This window comes from Streptacidiphilus sp. MAP12-16 (genome assembly GCF_041262165.1).
In the GTDB taxonomy this organism is placed as follows: domain Bacteria; phylum Actinomycetota; class Actinomycetes; order Streptomycetales; family Streptomycetaceae; genus Streptacidiphilus.
Window position 1 is genome coordinate 138,284 of record NZ_JBGCBY010000016.1, and the last position, 21,683, is coordinate 159,966.

Below are 21,683 nucleotides of genomic sequence, written 5' to 3' on the forward strand. Positions count from 1 at the left end.
CAATTCAACTCGCAGGGGCGGGGGGAGTCGGGCTCTGTAGCCCGACTCCCCCCGCTCGACGTTCATTTTCGGACTGCACCACAGCCATGGGAGCTCCGTTGACGGATCGGCAGCAGGCAAGGCCCGGCCACAACCCCACCGCCCCGACGACGCCCCAACCCGCCGCTCAGGAACCGAGCGGCTACGCGGCCCAGCGTCTGCACCTGCTCCGGGAGGACGGCAGAGTCGGAGCACGCCGCCGCACCGCCCTGTCCGAGCTCACCGACCGCTGGCTCTCCGGCCTCTTCGCCACCGCCGCAGACGGCCTCACCGGCGTCGCCCTGGTCGCCGTCGGCGGCTACGGGCGCGGCGAGCTCTCCCCGCGCAGCGACCTCGACCTGCTGCTGCTCCACGACGGTGCCGGCAGCCACGGACGGGCCGTCCCCGCGCTGGCCGAGCAGATCTGGTACCCCGTCTGGGACAACGGCATCGCCCTGGACCACTCCGTCCGCGACCTCCCCACCGCCCGCAAGGTCGCCGCGGAGGACCTCAAGGTCCAGCTCGGCCTGCTCGACGCCCGCCATGTCGCCGGCGACCCGGGACTCACCGCGGCCCTGCGCTCCGCCGTCCTGGCCGACTGGCGCTCCGCCGCCACCCGACGCCTCCCGGAACTCCACGAGATGTGCCGCGACCGCGCCGAGCGGCACGGCGAGCTGGCCTTCCTGCTCGAACCCGACCTCAAGGAGGCCCGCGGCGGCCTGCGTGACCTCACCGCGCTCGACGCCGTCGCCGCCTCCTGGATCGCCGACGCCCCCCGTACCGGCCTGGCCGAGGCGGCGGCCCGCCTCCGCGACGTCCGGGACACCCTGCACCTGGTCACCGGACGGGCCACCGACCGGCTCAGCCTGCAGGAACAGGACCAGGTCGCCCAGGAACTCGGCGTCCTGGACGCGGACATCCTGCTCCGCCAGGTGTACGAGGCGGCCCGCACCATCGCGTACGCCTCCGACGTCACCTGGCGCGAGGTCGAGCGGGTGCTGCGCTCCCGCAGCGGCAAGGTCCGCCGCGCCGTCCGCTTCGGATTCGCATCCAGCACCGCGGGCCGGGGCGTGGTCGAACGCACTCCGCTCGCCGAGGGCGTCGTCGAGCAGGATGGCGAGGCCGTGCTGGCCCATGCCGCCCGCCCGGCCACCGACCCGGTACTGCCGCTGCGCGCGGCCGCCGCTGCGGCCCAGGCCGATCTGCCGCTCGCCCCCTCGACCGTGCGCCGCCTGGCGGCCGAGACCAGGCCGATGCCGGTGCCCTGGCCCGACGAGGCCCGCGACCAGCTGGTCACCCTGCTCGGCGCGGGTGAGAGCGCCGTCCCGGTCTGGGAGGCGCTGGAAGCCGAGGGCCTGATCGCGCGTCTGCTCCCCGACTGGGACCGGGTCCGCTGCCGCCCGCAGCGCAACGCGGTGCACCGCTGGACCGTGGATCGCCATCTGGTCGAGACCGCGGTACGCGCCGCCGCGCTCACCCGCCGGGTCGCCCGCCCCGACCTGCTGCTGGTGGCCGCGCTGCTGCACGACATCGGCAAGGGCTGGCCCGGCGACCACTCCGAGGCCGGCGAGGTGATCACCCGCGACGTCGCGGCCCGCCTCGGCTTCCCCAAGCAGGATGTGGAGACCCTGGCGCTGTTGGTCCGGCACCATCTGCTGCTGGTCGAGACGGCGACCCGGCGCGACCTGGACGACCCGGCCACGGTCGCCGCGATCACCTCGGTCGTCGGCAGCACCGGCGTGCTGGAGCTGCTGCACGCCCTTACCGAGGCCGACGCGCTGGCCACCGGCCCGGCGGCCTGGAGTACCTGGCGCGCCGCCCTCGTCACCGACCTCGCCGAACGCGCCGCAGCGGCGCTCGCCGGTGAGGCCGCGCCGCTGGAGGCAGCGCCCGAGCCCTCTGCCGAGGAGGAACGCCTCGCGGTCGAGGCGGCCCGTACCGGTGGGCCGGTGCTCTCGGTCCACGCCGAGGCGGAGCGCCCGGCCGACCCGGGGACCGAGCCCATGGGCGTCACGCTCACCCTCGCCCTGCCCGACCGCCCCGGCGTGCTGCCCACGGTGGCCGGGGTCCTGGCGCTGCACCGGCTGACCGTCCGTTCGGCTGCGATCCGGGAGCTCGACCCGATCGGGGCGGGGCCGATGCTGGCCCTGACCTGGCAGGTCGCCGCCGAGTACGGCGAGGTGCCGGAGGCCGCGCGGCTGCGCGCCGATATCCGCCGTGCCCTGGACGGCGGCATGGACGTCACTCGCCGCCTCGCCGAACGCGACGCCGCCGCGCCCCGTCGGCGGGGCATCGCCGCCCCGCCGCCCCGGGTCACCGTCGCGCCCGGCGGCTCGGCCAGCGCGACGGTCCTGGAGGTCCGCGCCCACGATGCCCCCGGCCTGCTGCACCGCATCGGCCGGGCTCTGGAGGACACCGGCGTCCGGGTCCGCAGCGCCAGGATCTCCACCCTGGGCGCCGACGCCGTCGACGCCTTCTACCTGACCGGACCCGACGAACGACCGCTTCCGCCGTCCCGCGCCACCGAGGTCGCCCGCTCCGTCGAGCGTGCACTGTCCTGAAGGGGGCGTGCGTCGTCCTGAGCGGGCAGCCGGGTGCGGTCGCCGACCTGGCGGGCCGGCGCACCGGCCCAGATCTCGTACGGGCCGGTGGAGCGGGTGAGCACGGCGTTGGCGCCGACGACAGTGCCCCGGCCGACGGTGAGGACGCCCTCCTTGCAGAGCACCTTGGCGCCGGAGCACAGCACCCCCTCGTCCTCGACCACCACCCGCTCCATCAGGCTCTGCCCCTGCGGCACCCAGGGGTCGGCCCGCCCGACGGTCACCCCGTTGTAGAGGGTGACGTCGGCCCCGAGCGTCACCCACGGATGCAGCACCAGGCCGAATCCCCGGTGGAACACCCGCAGGCCGGGCCCGATCTCGACGGCGGCCGGCACCTCCACCCCGTAGAGGGCGAGTGCTTCCTGGACGGCGCGGCGCAGCAGGGGGTGGCGGCGCCGGTAGATGAGTGAGGCGACGAGCGACATGCCCCACATGCTGCTGATCCCTGGGCCGTCGCGGTGGGAGCCACGCGCAGCCCGCCGTCGGCTTTGTCCGGAAGGCGGGGACGGGTGGAGACCGTATCGCGCACGGGCGGATACCCTGGGGGGCGACTGTCCCATCCGCACCCGAGCCACGAGGACCCGCGACCGACGTGTTCGATACCCTTTCCGACCGCCTCGCAGCGACGTTCAAGAACCTCCGTGGCAAGGGCCGCCTGTCCGAGGCGGACATCGACGCCACCTGCCGGGAGATCCGGATCGCCCTGCTGGAGGCGGATGTCGCGCTCCCCGCGGTGCGCGCGTTCATCAAGCAGATCAAGGAGCGGGCGCTCGGCGCCGAGGTCTCCCAGGCGCTGAACCCGGCCCAGCAGGTCATCAAGATCGTCAACGACGAGCTTGTCAACATCCTCGGCGGGGAGACCCGTCGGCTGCGGTACGCCAAGACCGGTCCGACCGTGATCATGCTCGCGGGTCTGCAGGGCTCGGGTAAGACGACCCTCGCCGGAAAGCTCGGCCACTGGCTCAAGGAACAGAAGCACACCCCGCTGCTGGTCGCCTGCGACCTGCAGCGCCCCAACGCGGTCACCCAGCTGAGCGTGGTCGCGGACCGCGCCGGGGTCGCGATCTACGCCCCCGAGCCGGGCAACGGCGTGGGCGACCCGGTCAAGGTCGCCAGGGACTCCATCGAGTACGCCAAGACGAAGCAGTACGACGTGGTCATCGTCGACACCGCCGGTCGCCTGGGCATCGACGCGGAACTGATGCAGCAGGCCGCGGACATCCGCGCAGCGGTCAACCCGGACGAGGTCCTCTTCGTCGTCGACGCCATGATCGGCCAGGACGCGGTCACCACCGCCCAGGCGTTCCTCGAGGGCGTCGACTTCACCGGTGTCGTCCTCTCCAAGCTGGACGGCGACGCCCGAGGCGGCGCGGCCCTGTCGGTGGCGCACCTCACCGGCCGTCAGATCATGTTCGCCTCGAACGGCGAGAAGCTCACCGACTTCGACGCGTTCCACCCGGACCGGATGGCCTCGCGCATCCTCGGCATGGGCGACGTGCTCAGCCTGATCGAGCAGGCCGAGAAGACCTTCACCCAGGACGAGGCCGCCAAGATGGCCTCCAAGCTGGCCAGCAAGGGCGGCAAGGAGTTCGGCCTCGGCGACTTCCTGTCCCAGTTGGAGCAGGTCGCCAAGATGGGCTCCATCTCCAAGCTGCTGGGCATGCTGCCCGGTATGGCGCAGATGCGGGACCAGATCAACAACATCGACGACAAGGACGTCGCCCGGGTGGGCGCGATCATCAAGTCGATGACCCAGGCCGAGCGCGACGACCCGAAGATCATCAACGGCTCGCGCCGGGCCCGTATCGCCAAGGGCTCGGGCGTCCACGTCTCCGAGGTCAGCAGCCTGGTCGAGCGCTTCTTCGAGGCCCGCAAGATGATGTCGGCGATGGCCGGCGGCAGGGGCATCCCCGGGATGCCGGGCATGCCCGGCATGGGCGGCGGCGGCGCCCGCAAGGCCAAGCAGCAGAAGCAGGCCAAGGGCAAGCAGAAGTCGGGCAACCCGCTGAAGCGTGCCGCGGACCAGAAGGCGGCGCTGGAGCGCAAGGCGGCCGGGCCGGTGGACGGAGCCGCCTTTGGCCCGGGCGCGGCGAAGCTGCCGGAGAACTTCGAGCTCCCCCAGGAGTTCAAGGACCTGCTGTAGGCCCACCCACCTCCCGGTATACGCGATGATGTTGCGATGCGAGTGGAGATCCGAGCCCCGAAACTGTCCGACGCCGCCCTCTACGCCGCCGCCGTCAGGCGCTCGGCCGAGCACGTCGGCCGCTGGAACCCGGTCGAGCCGGACGGCCTGGTCGATCTGGTACGCCGTCAGGGCGCGAACCTGCAGAGCTATCTGGTGATCAATTCCGAGGACGGCGGACTGGTCGGCAGCTGCAACGTCGCCAACATCGTCAGGGGCCGCTTCTGCAACGCGACCCTGGGCTACAACTCCTATCTCCCCTTCAACGGCACCGGCCGGATGACCGAGGGGATGCGGCTGGTCGTGGACCGCTGCTTCGCTCCGGCGAGCGGGGGCGGCCTCGCCCTGCACCGGCTGGAGATCAACGTCCAGCCGGAGAACGCGCCCTCGATCGGCATGGCCAAGCGGCTCGGCTTCCGACACGAGGGCTACTCGCCCCGGATGCTGTTCCTGCAGGACGCCTGGCGTGACCACGAGCGGTTCGCGCTGACCGCCGAGGAGTGGACCGGCGTCTGAGGCGGGCTCAGACGCCGGTGCGTCAGCCGAGTCGGCGGCGTCACCCGAGCCGGTACGTCACCCGAGCGGCCGCGCTACCCGCACCCGCTCGGCCAGCGTGTACCGGAATACGTTCTCCATCCGCACCGAGCCGTCCGCCCGCAGGTACGGGTTCAGCGCCTCGATGACCTCCTTCTCCACCTGCCGCTGCCCCGAGTACTCCGCAGCCGCGTCGAACACGCCCATCGACAGCAGCCCGCGTACCGCGCTCTCCAGGTCCGGGTAGGCGAAGGGGCAGAGCACCCGGCCGCCGCCGCCGAGCCGCAGCCCCGCCCGAGCCACCATGCGCTCCACCGCACCGGGCTCGCTCAGCGCGAACGGCGCGTACGGCGCGCGCCGCAGCGGGTCGGCGAGCCGGCGCGCCACCCGCAGTACGCCCGCGGTCTGGCAGCGCTCCGGCGGCCCCCAGGTCGCCAGCGCCACGTGCCCTCCCGGCACGGTGAGCCGCGCCGCGTCCCGCACCAGTGCGGGCGGATCGGCGGTGCAGGAGAGGTGCTCGAACGCGGTGACGAGCGAGTGCGCGGGCGGGTGCGCCCCGGCGCTTCCTTCCGGGGAGAGCTCCCGGTACACGTCGCCGAGGACCCGCAGAGAGCGGTCCTGGGCGAGCGAGCGCAGCTCCGCCTCGGGCTCCAGGCCGACCACCTCCGCGCCCCGCCCGGCGGCCAGCAGCAGCGCGAGGCCGGACCGGCAGCCCAGGCCCAGCACGCTGGTGGCGGGCCCCACCTCCAGTCGCTCGTACACCGCCTCGTAGAGCGGAACGAGCATGCGCTCCTGGATCTCCGCCCAGTCCCGCGCCCGTTGTCGCGCCCGCGTACGCCCCGTGGTCGCGCCGCTCGCAACCGATACGGAAGCCATCACGTCGGCTCCTCCGATCCGGACCTGCCGCGAGGCGTGAGGGGGCGCCCCGTGCGAGCTCCTAGCCTGCGTCCAGCCAACTCCGCTCGTGCCCGCGCGTCCAGAGCGCGGAGGTATTGATTACGGGTCGAGGCCGTGCGCCCCGTACGATTCGCCCCATGGCAAAGGCTCCCGTTCTCACCCCCCAGGCGGAGGATTTTCCCCGCTGGTACCAGGATCTGATCAACAAGGCCGAACTGGCCGACAACGGTCCGGTGCGCGGCACCATGGTCATCCGACCGTACGGCTACGCGCTGTGGGAGCGGATGCAGCAGGAGATGGACGCGCGCATCAAGAAGGCGGGCGCGCAGAACGCCTACTTCCCGATGTTCATCCCGCAGTCGTACCTGACCCGCGAGGCCGAGCACGTCGAGGGCTTCGCGCCCGAGCTCGCGGTGGTCACCCACGCCGGCGGCAAGGAACTGGAGGAGCCGGTCGTGGTCCGGCCCACCTCCGAGACGATCATCAATGAGTACTTCTCCAAGTGGGTGCAGAGCCACCGCGACCTGCCGCTGCTGATCAACCAGTGGGCCAACGTCGTCCGCTGGGAGCTGCGTCCGCGTATCTTCCTGCGCACCACCGAGTTCCTCTGGCAGGAGGGCCACACCGCCCACGCCACGTACGAGGACGCCCGCGACTACGCCTCGCGGATCCACACCGAGGTCTACGGCGACTTCATGACCAACGTCCTCGGCATCGACGTGGTGCTCGGCCGCAAGACCGCGCGGGAGCGCTTCGCGGGCGCCATCAACACCCTCACCCTCGAGGCGATGATGGGTGACGGCAAGGCGCTGCAGATGGGCACCAGCCACGAGCTCGGCCAGAACTTCGCCAAGGCGTTCAACACGCAGTACCTCTCCAAGGGCAGCGAGCGCGAGTACGTCTGGCAGACCTCCTGGGGCGTCTCCACCCGCATGGTCGGCGGTCTGATCATGTCGCACGGCGACGACAACGGCCTGCGCGTCCCGCCGCGCCTGGCGGCCACCCAGGTCGTCGTGCTCGCCATCAAGGGCGACGACGCGGTGATCGCCAAGGTCCGCGAGATCGGCGCGGCGCTGGAGGCAGCGGGCGTCCGGGTGGTCGTGGACGACCGCACCGACACCCCGTTCGGCCGCCGCGCCGTGGACTGGGAGCTCAAGGGCGTCCCGGTCCGGATCGAGGTCGGTCCGCGCGACCTGGAGAGCGGGACGGCGATGCTGGCCCGTCGCATCCCGGGGGGCAAGGAGCCGGTCGCGGTGGACGCCCTGGCGTCGATCGTCCCGGGCATCCTGGAGCAGGACCAGGCGCTGCTGCTGCGCCAGTCCCGCGAGCGCCGCGAGGCCCGTACCGTCGATGTCGCCAGCCTGGACGAGGCTGTCGAGGCCGCGGCGACCGGCTGGGGCCGGATCTCCTGGGCCGAGCTGGGCCCGGACGGCGAGCGCAAGCTGGCCGAGCAGGGTGTCTCGGTCCGCTGCATCGTCGCGGAGGACGGCTCCGTCCCGGCGACGGACGACCAGGCGGGCAACATCGCCATCGTGGCCCGCGCCTACTGAGGTCGGGCCCGTAGGGGCGGGCTCAAGGGCAGCTCATCTCGAAGGGTGAGATTTCCCTCAGCCAGTTTACGTAGGCAAACCGGTCCGCCAGGTCAGCTCGGATCTGCCGGACCGGTCCCGCCCTTCTGTGTGTTCATCCTCAAGAGTGCTCTCTGACCAGCAAGGTGACTGTCCGTCAGCTTGTGAATACGGGTTTGCCACCGGCGGCCGCTGTGATCGGGGCCTACGCGCGTCCACGACAACCCGCGCGCGCCGGAACATAGCGGGGTTCTCCCTCGTTGGCGTTGCGTGAGCACGACACAACAACCTCTGGTCCTCGCAGCCGAGCTGGCCCTCGCCTGGAGCGACATCCAGCGCCACCACTCCGACCTGCCCAACCTCGCGGCCCCGGAATCACTGATCGGGGAGTCCTCCTCGGCCTGCGGGACCGAGTTGGGCTTTGAGCGCCTTCTGCACGAGGCAGCCCACGGACTCGCCGCCGCGCGCGGCATCCGCGACACCTCGCGCGCCGGGCGCTACCACAACCGCCGCTTCCTGGCCCTCGCCGACGAGCTCGGCCTGGACCACACCGCCGACCCGCATCCCAGCAGCGGCTTCTCGCTGGTGACCATGCGGCCGGAGACCCGGGAGCGCTACGGCGACACAATCGAGCGGCTGCAGCGCGCCCTCGGCGCCCACACCGCCGCGACCAGCGGTCCGGTCACGGATCGTGCCCGCAGCTTCCGCGGACCGGCCACTCGGCACGGTTCCTCCGGCGGCGGCGTGCGGGTCAAGGCCGTGTGCGACTGCGGACGCAACGTCCGGGTGGTGCCGTCGGTGCTTGCCCAGGCGGCGATCGTCTGCGGCAACTGCGGCCAGCCCTTCCGAATCGCCGAAGCCCCTCCGCGCGGCTAGCGCCCTGGGGAGCGATAGGGCTTGGGTCAGCGGACGGTGGGCGCCCGAGCCCTACCGCTCCCAAGGTCGTAAGGGCCGGGGTCCGACCGAGCCGGGGCGGTGCCGCCCCGGCGGCTCGGCCTGCCCGGACCGGCGGGAATCCGACCGGCTCAGCTATGGCACAATGGACAGCTGAGTACTCGGCAGCCGAGCAGGACCCCTCTCTCCTCCGGCTGACGTGTCCGTCGAGCAGCCTGCAGCCGCAACCCCACGTGGAATGCGCGGCTGCTCACCCACGTCAAATCCAGGAGAACCACTCCCGTGGCAGTCAAGATCAAGCTGAAGCGTCTCGGTAAGATTCGCGCCCCGCACTACCGCATCGTCGTCGCCGACGCCCGCACCAAGCGTGACGGTCGCGCGATCGAGGAGATCGGCATCTACCAGCCGACCTACGACCCCTCGATCATCAAGGTCGACAACGAGCGCGCGCAGTACTGGCTGAGTGTCGGCGCCCAGCCGACCGAGGCCGTGCTCGCCATCCTCAAGCTGACCGGTGACTGGCAGCAGTTCAAGGGCCTGCCGGCTCCCGCGCCGCTCAAGGTCGCCGAGCCCAAGGTCACGGACTTCTCGCACCTGTTCGCGAAGGCCGTCGCCGGCTTCGAGGACTCCACCACCGGTGTGGCCATCACGCCGAAGGCCAAGAAGTCGGACAAGAAGGACGAGGCCGACGCCGCGTCCGACGTTCCCGCCACCGAGTCCTGATCATGCTCGAGGAAGCCCTCGAGCACCTGGTGAAGGGCATCGTCGAGAATCCGGACGAGGTCCAGGTGCGTTCGCGAGAACTGCGCCGGGGCCGCATCCTCGAGGTGCGGGTGCACCCCGAGGACCTCGGCAAGGTCATCGGTCGAGGCGGTCGTACCGCGCGCGCTCTGCGTACCGTGGTCACCGCTCTCGGCGGTCGCAGCGTCCGCGTCGACCTGGTCGACGTCGACGGCGTGCGATAAGCCGTCAGGCACCACTCAGGGTCGGTCGGGACTTGCGTCCCGACCGACCCTGCGGCTTTTCCCCCTTTCTTGTCCTTCTTGTCTTCCTTTTCCGCCCCGTTGCAGTTCCTCAGTAGGAGAGCGATCACCGTGCAGCTCGTCGTCGGCCGGATCGGCCGCGCCCACGGCATCAAGGGCCAGGTCTCGGTGGAGGTACGCACCGACGAGCCCGAACTCAGGCTCGCGCCCGGCGCGGTACTGGCCACCGACCCCGCCTCGGCCGGGCCGCTCACCATCTCGGACGGGCGGGTGCACAGCGGTCGGCTGCTGCTCCGGTTCGAGGGCGTCAACGACCGCACCGGGGCCGAGGCCCTGCGCGGCACGATGCTCATCGCGGAGATCGACCCCGATGAGACCCCTGAGGACCCGGAGGAGTTCTACGACCATCAGCTCATCGGCCTGGACGTGGTCCTCGCCGACGGCACCCCGGTCGGCGAGCTCACCTACGTGGCGCACCTTCCGTCCCAGGACCTGCTGACTGTGCGTCGCCCGGATGGCACCGAGGTGCTTGTGCCCTTCGTCACCGAGATCGTCCCTGAGGTCGACCTCAAGCTGAAGCGCGCCGTGCTCACCCCGCCGCCGGGCCTGCTCGACCCGTCCGCCGCGGTCGTCGCCTCCGCCGAGGAGTCCGACAGCCAGGCGTCCGACCGAGAGTCCGACAGCCGAGAGTCCGACAGCCGAGAGTCCGAGTAGGGGTCCGCTGCCTTGCGCATCGACGTCGTCACGATCTTCCCCGAGTACCTGGAGCCGTTGAACGTCTCCCTGGTCGGCAAGGCACGGGCGCGCGGCCAGCTGGACGTGCGGCTGCACGAGCTGCGCGAGCACACCACCGATGTGCACCGCACCGTGGACGACTCCCCTTACGGGGGCGGACCGGGCATGGTGATGAAGGCCGAGCCCTGGGCCGCCGCGCTGGACGGCGTCGTCGCCTCGGCGGGGCCTGCCGACGGCGACGTTCCCACGCTGGTGGTGCCCACTCCGAGCGGCCGCCCCTTCACCCAGGAACTCGCCCAGGAGCTGGCCGGACGCCCCTGGCTGGCCTTCGCCCCGGCCCGCTACGAGGGCATCGACCGACGCGTCATCGAGGCGGCGGCGGGCCGGATGCCGGTGGTCGAGGTGTCCATCGGCGACTACGTGCTGGCCGGCGGCGAGGTGGCGGTCCTGGTGATCGTGGAGGCGGTGGCCCGGCTGCTGCCCGGCGTCCTCGGCAACGCCGAGTCGCACCAGGACGACTCCTTCGCGCCCGGCCGGATGGCCGACCTGCTGGAGGGCCCCGTCTACACCAAGCCGGCCGAGTGGCGCGGCCGGACCGTGCCGGAGGTCCTGCTCAGCGGCAATCACGCCAAGATCGCCCGCTGGCGCCGCGAACAGGCGTTCGCCCGCACCCTGGCCATGCGCCCCGATCTGGTGGCGCGCTGGGACAGGGGCGTGATGGACAAGCACGACCTGCGCGCGCTCGCCGAGCTCGGCGTCCAGTGGGACGAGGCCGCCGGACGATTTCTCCGCACGCCGGTCGGTGTGGAAGAATAAGCGGCTGCTGCCTGTCCTCGGCCGAGTCCCGGAACCCTGAGTTCCCGGAGCCGGACCGGTGCCCCTGCCACGGGGGAGACATCGCCAACCGAGCGGCACACAGCGCAACCCTTTCTCACGACTTTCCGTGGGTGGCCCGTGGCGCCTGCGATGGAGACAATCATGAGCAACCTGCTCAGTGCCGTCGATGCGGCTTCGGTCCGCACCGACATTCCCGCGTTCCGCGCCGGTGACACCGTCAACGTGCACGTCCGCGTCATCGAGGGCAGCCGCTCCCGTGTCCAGCAGTTCAAGGGCGTCGTCATCCGCCGCCAGGGTGACGGCATCCGTGAGACCTTCACGGTCCGCAAGGTCAGCTTCAACGTCGGCGTGGAGCGCACCTTCCCGGTGCACACCCCGATCGTCGAGAAGATCGAGGTCGTGACCCGCGGCGCCGTGCGTCGCGCCAAGCTGTACTACCTCCGTGAGCTGCGCGGAAAGGCCGCGAAGATCAAGGAGAAGCGCGACCGCTGAGTCTCCACACACCGCAGTGCCTTAGGCTGCTGCGGCGATGGAAACCCAACAAGCGCCCGAGGACCGCGACTGCGCCCCCGAACCGGAAGGTCGGGGGGCGCGGTCGCGGTCCTCTGCCGTGCGCAGGCTGCTGCGCGACCTGGGCCTGTTGGGCGGGATCTGCGCGCTGGTGCTGGTCCTGGTGAACGCGTTCGTGGCACAGCCCTTCGTGATTCCCAGCGGCTCGATGGAAGGCGCCCTGCGGATCGGCGACCGGGTCGTTGTCGACAAGCTGGCGTATCGATTCAGCGCTCCGCAGCGCGGTGACGTGGTGGTGTTCGACGGTCGCGGCTCGTTTGTCGACGCCGGCGTGGTCGACGCCGGGGACGGTTCGGGCGACGACTTCGTCAAGCGCGTCATCGGCGTCGGCGGCGACACGGTGACCTGCTGTGACACCAAGGGGCGGCTGAGCGTGGATGGTGTGCCGCTGGACGAGGGCGGGTACCTCTATCCCGGTGACGCACCCTCGGCGATCCACTTCTCGATCAAGGTTCCGGCTGGGCGGCTGTTCGTCCTCGGGGACCACCGGTCGGTGTCCCGCGACTCCCGCGACCACCTGGGCGAGCCCGGTGGCGGCATGGTTCCGGTCGACAAAGTGACAGGCCGGGTCGACTGGGTGGTCTTCCCGCTCGGGCACTGGCGTTCGCTCGACCGCCCGCACGCCTTCGCGGTGCTCACGTCCGCGCTGTCCTCGGCTGCCCTGTCCTCGGCGCGTTCCTCAGCGTCGACGGCGGAGCAGTGGAAGGGCGCCGGGCGTGGGTAAGCGGGGCAAGCCCAGACGGGCGGCACCGGTCACCGCCGAGGGCAGTACCCGCGCCGGCCGGGGACGCGCGGAACGCCGCCGCGCCGCCAAACGCGCTGTCCGCCGTCGCAAGCGCTCGCTGCTGCGGGAGATACCCCTGATCATCGTGGTCGCCCTGGGGATCACGCTGATGCTGCAGACCTTCCTGCTCCAGGTCTTCTCCATCCCCTCGGGGTCGATGCAGAACACCATCGGCATCGGCGACCGGGTGGTCGTGGACAAGCTCTCGCCCTGGTTCGGTGCCCAGCTGCAGCGCGGCGAGGTCGTGGTCTTCAACGATCCGGCCAACTGGCTGAAGGACGACCCGGTGCCCAACAGCGGCCCGGTGCTCGGGGCGGTCAAGAGCGCCTTCACCTTCGTCGGGCTGCTGCCCTCGGACCGGGACCTGATCAAGCGGGTGATCGGCCTCCCGGGTGACACTGTCGCCTGCTGCGACAGCAAGGGCCGGGTGACGGTCAACGGCCAGCCACTCGACGAGCCCTACCTCTTCCCCGGCAACGTGCCCTCGCGGATCACCTTCAAGGTCACCGTCCCCGCAGGGAAGCTCTGGGTGATGGGTGACCACCGGGACGTCTCGGCGGACTCGCGCTTTCACATGAACGACCCGACCGGCGGGTTCGTCCCGGAGAAGGACGTGGTGGGACGGGCGGTCGCGGTCATCTGGCCGGTGTCCCACTGGCGTACCCTGCCGCCGCAGTCGATCCCCGCGGCGGCCGCTGCCGGCGGTGGCGTCGTGCCCGCTGGACAAAGTCTTCGTCAAGTATCGTCCGCAGCAGCCCTCGGACCGGTTCCCGGGGAACTTCCGCTCGTTATGGGTTTGGCTGCGACTGTGCCCCGCTCCCTGGTGCGCCGGCGATCCGGGTCTTCCGGGCGACGGTGACTTTCGGACGGGGCGCTGGACGGCAGTGACTGGACGACCGTCCGGTGCAGTGCAGGTTTGTGCAGCGATCCGTGTGGACGTGACCCGTCCGCCTGGCAAGGAGTAAGGAGACGACGTGGGGGATCTTGTGATCGGTGCCCACTCCGGTGTTGGTGAGCCCGAGGACCCGGCGGCACGTACCGTGGAGTCCGTGGACGAAACAGGGCGCGGGGACGCAGGCAGCGATCAGACCGCACGATCGGCGGCGGACCCCCACGGGGACGGCGTGGACGAGCTGCTCGGCGAGGCCCCGCTCGGGGGCTCCGACGGCCCGCTCAAGGGCGGCAAGCAGAAGAAGCAGCGCTCCTTCTGGAAGGAACTGCCGATCCTGATCGTGGTCGCGCTGGTCCTGGCCCTGCTCATCAAGACCTTCCTGGTCCAGGCGTTCTCGATTCCCTCGGGTTCGATGGAGAACACCCTCCAGGTCGGCGACCGGGTGCTGGTGGACAAGCTCACACCGCACTTCGGTGACCTGCCCTCACGCGGTCAGGTCGTCGTCTTCCACGACCCGGGCAACTGGCTCTCCGACGAGGCGCCGCAGCAGCAGAGCGGCAACTCCGCGATCCGGGGCCTCCAGGACGTCCTCAGCTGGATCGGTCTGATGCCGTCCGCCAATGAGAAGGACCTGATCAAGCGAGTCATCGCGGTTGGCGGGGACACGGTCAGCTGCAGCGGGACCGGGCCGGTCTACGTCAATGGCAAGCCGCTGACCGAGCCCTACATCTACCCCGGTGCGACGCCGTGCGGCGACAAGAACTTCGGCCCGTTGAAGGTTCCCGCCAACTCGATCTGGGTGATGGGCGACCACCGTAACGACTCGCTGGACTCCCGCTACCACATGGACGAGCCCGGCGGCGGCTCGGTGCCGGACAGCGACGTCGTCGGTCGCGCGATCGTGGTCGCCTGGCCGCTCTCGCACTGGGCGACGCTGCCGATCCCCTCGACCTTCACCCAGCCGGGCATCACCACGCAGTCGGCAGGACCGGTCGGCGCCGCGCTGGTGAACCAGCCCGGCCTGGCCGGACTGATCGGTGCCGTGCCGCTGACGTACCTCTACCGGAAGGGCCGCCTCCGTCGCGCGCGCCGGACCGATCGTGCGGGTCGCGACTGAGTCGTGGCTGAACAGTCGCGACTGGACAACGGATCACCGCCAACCCTTGCGAAGGCCGCAGTACCGACCAGTAATCTGCTGGGACGTCCTGCGGCCTTCCGTCTGCTTGGACAACGGAGCTGGGGAGTGGCGACATGGCTGTGCGCAGGCTGCGGGCCGGCGGGATTCTGCAGGCGATCGGCATAGCGGTGGGGCTGCTCGGCTTGGTCGGCGGATTCGTCCTGCTCGCGGTCCAGTACCGCCCCTACTCGGTGCCGACCGACTCGATGGCGCCGACCGTGCAGCCCGGGGACATCGTGCTGGCACACCCCGTCAAGGCCGCCGACATCGGCCGCGGCGACATCGTGGTCTTCCGCGACCCGCTGTGGGGCAACTCGCCCATGGTCAAGCGGGTGGTCGGCATCGGCGGCGACACAGTGGCCTGCTGCGCTTCCGGGGGCCGGATCACCGTGAACGGCCGGGTCCTCACCGAGCCCTATCTGAACACCAGCGCCATCGGCGGCGTCGGCCCCGGCAAGTTCAGCTCGACGATCCTCGCCGGACGGCTCTTCCTGATGGGCGACAACCGCGACGTGTCACTCGACTCGCGGGCCCACCTCGAACTCTCCGGGGGTACCATCCCGGCCTCGGAGGTCGTCGCCCGGGTCGAGGGGACGGTGTGGCCGTTGACCACCGCCCGGACGATCGACCGTACCAACGCCTTCGACACCCTCCCCGGAGCCGACGCCACCGCCCACGGGCCGCTGGCGCCCACCGCCTGGGCGGTACTCGGCGGCGCCGCGCTGGTGCTGTTCACGGCGGCTGCGGGTACGGTCGGGGGGCTGCTGCGGAGACTTCGCGGCAAACAGGGCTGACCTGATCCGACAGAGGAGGCGCGGATGACGGAGCCACGCCGCAGGGCGGCCCGGGTGCTGTTGCTGGACCCGGCCGACCGGATCCTGCTGCTGCACGGGTTCGATCCGCTCCAGCCCGGACGCACCTGGTGGTTCACCCCCGGCGGGGGAGTGGAGGCGGATGAGGAGCTGACGGAGGCGGCGCTGCGCGAGGTCGCCGAGGAGACCGGGATCACGGACGTGTCCCTCGGCCCGCTGGTCGCCCGGCGCTCCACTGCCTTCAGCTTCGACGGTCGTACCTTTGACCAGGACGAGTGGTACTACCTGGGCCGTACCCGCACGACAACGCTGGACGCGTCGGGCCAGACCGAGCTGGAGCGGCGCTCCGTCGACGGGCTCCGCTGGTGGCCTGTCGCCGAACTGCTGGCCGCAACGGAGACGGTCTACCCGGAGGGCCTGGGCGGGCTGCTCGCCGCCCTGCTCGAAGGCGGGGCACCGGACAGCCCGGTCAGGCTCCCCAGCCTTGCCCTGTGGTCCACAATGGACGAACGTACGCACAGCTGAGGGGAACGTGGGGATGAGTGCCGAGGACCTCGAGAAGTACGAGACCGAGATGGAGCTCAAGCTCTACCGGGAGTACCGCGACGTCGTCGGGCTGTTCAAGTTCGTGATCGAGACCGAGCGGCGCTTCTACCTCACCAACGACTACGAGCTGCAGGTTCACTCGGTCCAGGGCGAGGTGTTCTTCGAGGTGTCCATGGCGGACGCCTGGGTCTGGGACATGTACCGACCGGCCCGCTTCGTCCGCAAGGTCAGAGTGCTGACCTTCAAGGACGTCAACGTCGAGGAGCTGGCCAAGAGCGATCTGGAACTTCCCTCGAACGAGGCCGGTTTCGGGCCCTGATTCGGGGCCCGTATCGGCGCCAGAGATCTGCACGTCAACGCTCCGCCACTCGGATCACCCTTCCGAGTGGCGGAGTTTTCCACACCCCCCGAGCTGTCCACAGGACCACCCGGAACCCTCGCCCGACACCACCGGAACCGGCAGATTGCTGACCGGAGGTGATCGTGATGACCGCACGCACACAGGCCCTCGGCCGCTACGGGGAGGACGCCGCCGCCCGGCACCTGGCCGACGCCGGGTTCACCGTCCTGGAACGCAACTGGCGCTGCCGCAGCGGCGAACTCGACATCGTCGCCCTGGACGGCGACACCCTGGCCGTCTGCGAGGTCAAGACCCGGACCGAGCACGGCTTCCAGACCCCCACCGAAGCCGTCGACGCCGGCAAGGCCGAGCGGCTCGTCCTGCTGGCGGAACGCTGGCTCGCCGAACGCTGGAAAGCCCCGCCGCCACCCGGCGGTGTCCGCATCGACCTGCTCTGCGTCGTCCACGGCCGGACGGGCGCCGCCCGCGTCGACCACCTGCCCGGGGCGGTGGGCTGAGATGGCGTTCGCCCACACCGGCTCGGTGGCCCTGCTCGGCGTGGACGGTGTGGTCGTGGAGGTCCAGAACGACCTGGAGCCGGGCGTCGCCGCGTTCACCATCGTCGGGCTGCCGGACAAAGCCCTCAGCGAGGCCCGCGACCGGGTCCGCGCAGCAGTCGTCAACAGCGGCGAGAAGTGGCCGCAGCGCAAGCTCACCGTCGGCCTGTCACCGGCCTCGGTGCCCAAGAGCGGCAGCGGCTTCGACTTGGCCATCGCATGCGCGGTGCTCGCCGCCGCCGAACGCCTCGACCCGGCGGCCATCGCCAGGCTGCTGCTGATCGGCGAGCTCGGCCTGGACGGCCGGGTCCGACCGGTACGGGGCGTGCTGCCCGCGGTGCTCGCCGCCGCCGACGCCGGGTACGACCAGGTCGTGGTGCCCCAGCAGACCGCAGCCGAGGCATCGCTGGTGCCCGGCATGACCGTCCACGGCGTGCAGACGCTCCGTCAGCTGATCGCCCAGCTCAGTGGACAGGTCCCGGCCGAGGAGGAGCCCGACCCCGCCGCCCGCGAGTTGCCCGACAACGCCCTGGCCGGGCTCTGCCTACCCGGCATCGGTGTCCGCAGCCGCAGCGCGGACGAGGCCGACTACCGGGACCTCGCCGACATCGCCGGGCAGTACGAGGCCCGCCGCGCGCTGGAGATCGCCGCCGCCGGGGGACACCACCTCTACTTCAAGGGCCCGCCCGGAGCAGGCAAGACCATGCTCGCCGAGCGGCTCCCGGGCATCCTGCCGCCGCTCACCCCGCAGGAGGCACTGGAGGTCACCGCCGTGCACTCCGTCGCCGGGCTGCTCCCGGCGGGGCGACCGCTGGTCAGAGCTGCCCCCTACTGCGCCCCGCACCACTCCACCACCATGCCCGCGATCGTCGGCGGCGGTAGCGGCCTACCCCGCCCAGGCGCTGTCTCCCTGGCCCACCGGGGCGTCCTCTTCCTCGACGAGGCACCCGAATTCCCGGTCCGCGTCCTCGACGCCCTGCGGCAGCCCCTGGAGTCGGGCGAGGTCGTGGTGGCCCGGGCCGCCGGCTCCCTGCGGCTGCCGGCCAGGTTCCTCCTCCTGCTCGCCGCCAACCCCTGCCCCTGCGGGCGCTGGTCCCGGCGCGGCGAGGGCTGCGACTGCACCCCCACCATGGTCAGCCGGTACCAGGGCCGTCTCTCCGGACCGCTGCTGGACCGGGTCGACCTGCGGGTCGAGGTCGACGCCGTCACCCGGCTCGAACTCATGGAGCGGGATTCCGCCGCCGAGACCACGGCCACCGTCGCCGCCCGGGTGCTGGCCGCCCGCGAGCGCGCCGCCGCCCGGCTCAAGGACACTCCCTGGCGCACCAACGGCGAAGTCCCCGGCCATGAGCTCCGTACGCGCTGGAGGCTGGCACCCGGCGCCCTCCGCGACGCCGAGCGCGAGATGGAACGCGGCCTGCTCACCGCCCGTGGCCTGGACCGCGTCCTGCGCGTCGCCTGGACCACCGCCGACCTCGCGGGCCAGGACGGCCCGGGGCGCGACGAGGTGCGGACCGCGCTGGCCCTGCGCACCGGCTTCAGCCGCGGCCTCCCCGTTGCCCGGCCCTGACCGGGCGCTGCCACGCCCTGCTGGGCTGCCACGCCCTGACCGGCGCTCGACCGGCCACTGCCCTGCCCCGCCACGTGACGCCCTGGAGGCTGGTTCCCCTTGCTGACCGACACCCTCACCGGCGTCCGCACCATCCCGCACGCCGACCGGCTCGCCCGGGCCCTGCTGAGCCGGATCGTCGAACCGGGCGACGAGGTCGCCGGGCTCATGCTGCAGGAGCACGGCGCGATCGAGACCGCCGAGCGGCTCAGCCAGGGCCGGGACCTGCCGGCAGGGCTGGCCCGCAAGGGCGAGGGCTACCGGGCCCGGGCAGTCGGCGCGAACCCGGCAGCCGACCTCGATCGCGCTCACTACCTCGGTGCCCGCCTGGTCTGCCCCGGTGACGAGGACTGGCCGACCCAGCTCGACGACCTCGGCGCGGCTCGGCCCGTCGGGCTCTGGGTGCGCGGCGGCGCGTCCCTGCGCCTGCTCGCGCTGCGGTCCGTCGCCATGGTCGGAGCCAGGGCCTGCACTGCCTACGGCGCCCATGTCGCCGCCGGACTCGGGGCCGAACTCGCCGACGCCGCCTGGGTGGTGGTCTCGGGCGGCGCCTATGGGATCGACGCCGCCGCGCACCGCGGGGCACTCGCGGCCACCGGGATCACGATCGGGATCCTGGCCTGCGGCGTGGACGAGATCTATCCGCGCGGCCACAGCGCCCTGCTCGCACGGATCGCCGAACAGGGGCTGCTGATCAGCGAACTCCCGCTGGGCGCGCACCCCACCAAGCCGCGCTTCCTGCAGCGCAACCGCGTGATCGCCGCGCTGACCCGCGGCACGGTTGTGGTCGAGGCGGCGCGCCGGAGCGGCGCCCTGAGCACGGCGCGCCGGGCGCGCGATCTGAACCGCCTGGTCATGGGCGTCCCAGGGCCGGTTACCAGCGAACTCTCGGCCGGAGTGCACGAGCTGCTCCGCTCCGGGGGAGCGCTGGTCACCGACGCGGCCGAGATCGTCGAACTCGTCGGCGGGATCGGCGCGGACCTGGCTCCGACGCGCCGGGGGCCGATCCTTCCGCGTGACGCGATCGGCGGGGAGGCCCTACGGGTCCTGGAGGCCCTTCCCGGAGGGTCAGTGGGCGCGCCGGTGGAGTACCTGGCCCGCGACGCGGGTCTGCCGCCCGACGCCGTGCTGCAACGCCTCTACGAGCTCGGATCGCTGGGGCTGGTCGAGCGGTGCGGTGCGCACTGGAGGCTTGTGTGAGTGCCCGCGCGCTCCCCCCGTGACCCACCTGATCGAGCGAGCGCCGGTTGTGCATAGCGCTCGGAGACCACTCGGTCACGCTACGCTCGCAACCGCTCGGCTGAACGCGGCCGACGGACGGATCAGCAGAACGGCACAAGACGACGAATGCCCACGTACTCACGCTTCCCGGGGGACGAGCCCCGCACCTCCAGCGAGCGCCCCCGTCCGGCGCGTACCCGGGGGGCGGCAACCCATGGCGAAGCCCAGTACATCCCGGGGGCCCGGGCGAGCTCCCCGGCCGTCGCGGCGGCAGCCGCCGTCCAGGCCGCCGCTGTCCCCGCTGTCCCCGCTGCCCCGGCACCCCCCGGCACCCCGCCCGCCGCAGCACCCACCGGCACCCCGGTCGCAGGCAGCCCGGTCGCAGGCGCCCCGCTCGCCGGCGGCTCCATCGCCGCCGGACCCGCAGCGGTCCCCGCTCCGCAGCCCAGACGTCCGCTGGACGACCTGTGGCGCGCCTACAAGACCGGCGGCGACCCCCGGCTGCGCGAGCAACTGATCCTGCACTATTCGCCGCTGGTCAAGTACGTCGCAGGTCGGGTGGGCGTAGGTCTGCCCGCGAACGTCGAGCAGGCCGACTTCGTCTCCTCGGGGGTCTTCGGCCTCATCGACGCCATCGAGAAGTTCGACCCCGAGCGGGCGATCAAGTTCGAGACCTACGCCATCAGCCGCATCCGTGGCGCGATCATCGACGAACTCCGCGCCCTGGACTGGATCCCGCGATCGGTCCGGCAGAAGGCCAGAGCGGTCGAACGCGCCTACGCCACGTTGGAGGTGTCGCTCCGACGCACCCCCAACGACCCCGAGGTGGCAGCCGAGATGGGTATCGCCCTCGACGACCTGCACACGATCTTCAGCCAGCTGTCGCTGGCCAACGTCGTCGCCCTCGACGAACTGCTCCACCCCGGCGGCGAGAGCGGGGACCGGGTCAGCCTGCTGGACACGCTGGAGGACACCGCCGCGGACAACCCGGTGGAGGTCGCCGAGAGCCGCGAGGTGCGGCGGCTGCTCGCCCGCGCCATCAACACCCTTCCCGATCGGGAGAAGACCGTGGTCAGCCTCTACTACTACGAGGGTCTGACGCTGGCCGAGATCGGCCAGGTGCTGGGTGTGACCGAGAGCCGTGTCAGCCAGATCCACACCAAGGCGGTCCTGCAGCTCCGGGCCAAGCTCTCGGACGCGCGCTGACCTCCGCACGCACCAACACGCCCAACTACGGCAGGCCCTAAGCTGTTGCCGTGCCGAAGATCCGAGCTGCAACCCTGGCCGAGCACCGTCAGCTGCAGCGCGATGCCCTGCTCGAGGCGGCCCGCGCCTTGCTCGCGGAGGGGGGCATGGAGGCACTGACATTCCCCGCGCTGGCCGGCCGGACCGGTCTCGCCCGCTCCTCCGTGTACGAGTACTTCCGTTCCCGGGCCGCCGTGGTCGAGGAGCTGTGCGCGGTGGACTTCCCCGCCTGGGCAGCGGAGATCGCCGAGGTCGTCGCCCGCGCCGACGGTCCTCAGACCAGGGTGGAGGCGTACGTCAGGGCGCAGCTCGCGCTCGCCGGTGACCCCCGGCACCGAGCGGTGGCCGCGATCTCCGCCGGGGAGCTGGACGACTCCGCCCGGGAGCGCATCAGGGCCTCACACGGCCAGCTCGTCGGCCTGGTCGTCACCGCCCTGGCCGAACTCGGCCACCAGCAGCCGGGACTGACCGCCGTGCTGGTACAGGGCATCGTCGAGGCAGCGGTCAAGCGCCTGGAGATCGGCGCGGCCGAGGACCCGTCGGCCATCACCGAAGCCACCGTGTCCCTCGTCCTGAACGGCGTCAGCGGTGTCAGTGCTCTCAGCGGCAGCAACCGGGCACGACCAGGTCCGAGCAGGGCCAGCGGATCCAGGTAGACCCGCCCCCTGAGCAGCCCCCAGTG

General features: G+C 71.7%; 23 protein-coding genes. 21 read left to right on the top strand and 2 right to left on the bottom strand.

The features are described 5' to 3' along the window. Positions 1–86 precede the first annotated feature (86 nt). On the top strand, positions 87–2,579 hold the full coding sequence (locus tag ABIA33_RS22035; RefSeq protein ID WP_370084077.1) for a [protein-PII] uridylyltransferase: 2,493 nt from the start codon (positions 87–89) through the stop codon (positions 2,577–2,579). On the opposite strand, the gene ABIA33_RS22040 is transcribed toward ABIA33_RS22035, so the two are convergent. Continuing rightward, a complete protein-coding gene (locus ABIA33_RS22040) occupies positions 2,495–3,043 on the bottom strand; it encodes a hypothetical protein (protein ID WP_370084078.1) in 549 nt (182 codons plus the stop codon). The two genes, ABIA33_RS22035 and ABIA33_RS22040, sit on opposite strands and share 85 nt — an antisense overlap. A 167-nt stretch (positions 3,044–3,210) precedes the next feature. On the opposite strand from ABIA33_RS22040, the gene ffh reads away from it, so the two are divergent. Both ffh and ABIA33_RS22050 read left to right on the top strand, forming a co-directional pair. Continuing rightward, positions 3,211–4,761, top strand: coding sequence for a signal recognition particle protein (ffh, locus tag ABIA33_RS22045; RefSeq protein WP_370084079.1), 1,551 nt, complete (start codon positions 3,211–3,213; stop codon positions 4,759–4,761). 36 nt (positions 4,762–4,797) lie between these two features. Further along, positions 4,798–5,316, top strand: a complete 519-nt coding sequence (locus tag ABIA33_RS22050) for a GNAT family N-acetyltransferase (protein WP_370084080.1) — start codon at positions 4,798–4,800, stop codon at positions 5,314–5,316. A 57-nt stretch (positions 5,317–5,373) separates the two neighbouring features. On the opposite strand, the gene ABIA33_RS22055 is transcribed toward ABIA33_RS22050, so the two are convergent. Next, positions 5,374–6,210, bottom strand: a complete 837-nt coding sequence (locus tag ABIA33_RS22055; protein WP_370084081.1) for a class I SAM-dependent methyltransferase — start codon at positions 6,208–6,210, stop codon at positions 5,374–5,376. Positions 6,211–6,368: 158 nt separating this feature from the next. Between ABIA33_RS22055 and proS the strand changes: the two genes are divergently transcribed. The 18 genes from proS to ABIA33_RS22145 all read left to right on the top strand — a co-directional run bounded on the left by proS (position 6,369) and on the right by ABIA33_RS22145 (position 21,657). After that, positions 6,369–7,781 (top strand): proline--tRNA ligase, encoded by a 1,413-nt coding sequence (gene proS / locus ABIA33_RS22060; RefSeq protein WP_370084082.1) that lies wholly within the window; start codon positions 6,369–6,371, stop codon positions 7,779–7,781. A 288-nt stretch (positions 7,782–8,069) separates the two neighbouring features. Then, positions 8,070–8,675 carry a hypothetical protein gene (locus tag ABIA33_RS22065; protein WP_370084083.1) on the top strand — a complete coding sequence of 202 codons (606 nt, stop codon included), beginning with the start codon at positions 8,070–8,072 and terminating at the stop codon, positions 8,673–8,675. Between the two features lie 300 nt (positions 8,676–8,975). Then, complete coding sequence (gene rpsP, locus ABIA33_RS22070) at positions 8,976–9,416, top strand: 30S ribosomal protein S16 (RefSeq protein WP_370084084.1); 441 nt, start codon at positions 8,976–8,978, stop codon at positions 9,414–9,416. A 2-nt stretch (positions 9,417–9,418) separates the two neighbouring features. Next, complete coding sequence (locus tag ABIA33_RS22075; protein WP_030263860.1) at positions 9,419–9,658, top strand: RNA-binding protein; 240 nt, start codon at positions 9,419–9,421, stop codon at positions 9,656–9,658. A gap of 129 nt (positions 9,659–9,787) precedes the next feature. Next, positions 9,788–10,390, top strand: coding sequence for a ribosome maturation factor RimM (rimM, locus tag ABIA33_RS22080; RefSeq protein WP_370084085.1), 603 nt, complete (start codon positions 9,788–9,790; stop codon positions 10,388–10,390). Positions 10,391–10,402: 12 nt separating this feature from the next. After that, positions 10,403–11,227 (top strand): tRNA (guanosine(37)-N1)-methyltransferase TrmD, encoded by an 825-nt coding sequence (gene trmD / locus ABIA33_RS22085; RefSeq protein ID WP_370084086.1) that lies wholly within the window; start codon positions 10,403–10,405, stop codon positions 11,225–11,227. Between the two features lie 162 nt (positions 11,228–11,389). Next, on the top strand, positions 11,390–11,740 hold the full coding sequence (gene rplS, locus ABIA33_RS22090) for a 50S ribosomal protein L19 (RefSeq protein WP_370084087.1): 351 nt from the start codon (positions 11,390–11,392) through the stop codon (positions 11,738–11,740). A gap of 37 nt (positions 11,741–11,777) precedes the next feature. Next, positions 11,778–12,542 carry a signal peptidase I gene (lepB, locus tag ABIA33_RS22095; RefSeq protein WP_370084088.1) on the top strand — a complete coding sequence of 255 codons (765 nt, stop codon included), beginning with the start codon at positions 11,778–11,780 and terminating at the stop codon, positions 12,540–12,542. Next, the gene (lepB, locus tag ABIA33_RS22100) at positions 12,535–13,461 is read left to right on the top strand and encodes a signal peptidase I (RefSeq protein WP_370084089.1); all 927 of its coding nucleotides are present in this window, start codon (positions 12,535–12,537) and stop codon (positions 13,459–13,461) included. Before lepB (ABIA33_RS22095) ends, lepB (ABIA33_RS22100) begins: the two co-directional genes overlap by 8 nt. A gap of 115 nt (positions 13,462–13,576) precedes the next feature. Then, complete coding sequence (gene lepB, locus ABIA33_RS22105) at positions 13,577–14,611, top strand: signal peptidase I (protein ID WP_370084090.1); 1,035 nt, start codon at positions 13,577–13,579, stop codon at positions 14,609–14,611. 134 nt (positions 14,612–14,745) lie between these two features. Beyond that, positions 14,746–15,465, top strand: a complete 720-nt coding sequence (lepB, locus tag ABIA33_RS22110; protein ID WP_370084091.1) for a signal peptidase I — start codon at positions 14,746–14,748, stop codon at positions 15,463–15,465. A 24-nt stretch (positions 15,466–15,489) separates the two neighbouring features. Then, positions 15,490–16,008, top strand: a complete 519-nt coding sequence (locus tag ABIA33_RS22115) for an NUDIX hydrolase (RefSeq protein ID WP_370084092.1) — start codon at positions 15,490–15,492, stop codon at positions 16,006–16,008. A gap of 13 nt (positions 16,009–16,021) precedes the next feature. Next, on the top strand, positions 16,022–16,348 hold the full coding sequence (locus ABIA33_RS22120; RefSeq protein WP_370084093.1) for a DUF2469 domain-containing protein: 327 nt from the start codon (positions 16,022–16,024) through the stop codon (positions 16,346–16,348). A gap of 167 nt (positions 16,349–16,515) precedes the next feature. Then, entirely contained in the window at positions 16,516–16,887 is a 372-nt protein-coding gene (locus ABIA33_RS22125) for a YraN family protein (protein WP_370084094.1), read from the top strand. A 1-nt stretch (position 16,888) separates the two neighbouring features. After that, the gene (locus tag ABIA33_RS22130; RefSeq protein WP_370084095.1) at positions 16,889–18,496 is read left to right on the top strand and encodes a YifB family Mg chelatase-like AAA ATPase; all 1,608 of its coding nucleotides are present in this window, start codon (positions 16,889–16,891) and stop codon (positions 18,494–18,496) included. 99 nt (positions 18,497–18,595) lie between these two features. After that, positions 18,596–19,735: a DNA-processing protein DprA gene (dprA, locus tag ABIA33_RS22135; RefSeq protein ID WP_370084096.1), complete on the top strand. Its 1,140-nt coding sequence runs from the start codon at positions 18,596–18,598 to the stop codon at positions 19,733–19,735. 429 nt (positions 19,736–20,164) lie between these two features. Then, complete coding sequence (whiG, locus tag ABIA33_RS22140; protein ID WP_370084119.1) at positions 20,165–20,962, top strand: RNA polymerase sigma factor WhiG; 798 nt, start codon at positions 20,165–20,167, stop codon at positions 20,960–20,962. Positions 20,963–21,036: 74 nt separating this feature from the next. Beyond that, positions 21,037–21,657, top strand: a complete 621-nt coding sequence (locus tag ABIA33_RS22145) for a TetR/AcrR family transcriptional regulator (protein ID WP_370084120.1) — start codon at positions 21,037–21,039, stop codon at positions 21,655–21,657. Positions 21,658–21,683: the final 26 nt, after the last annotated feature.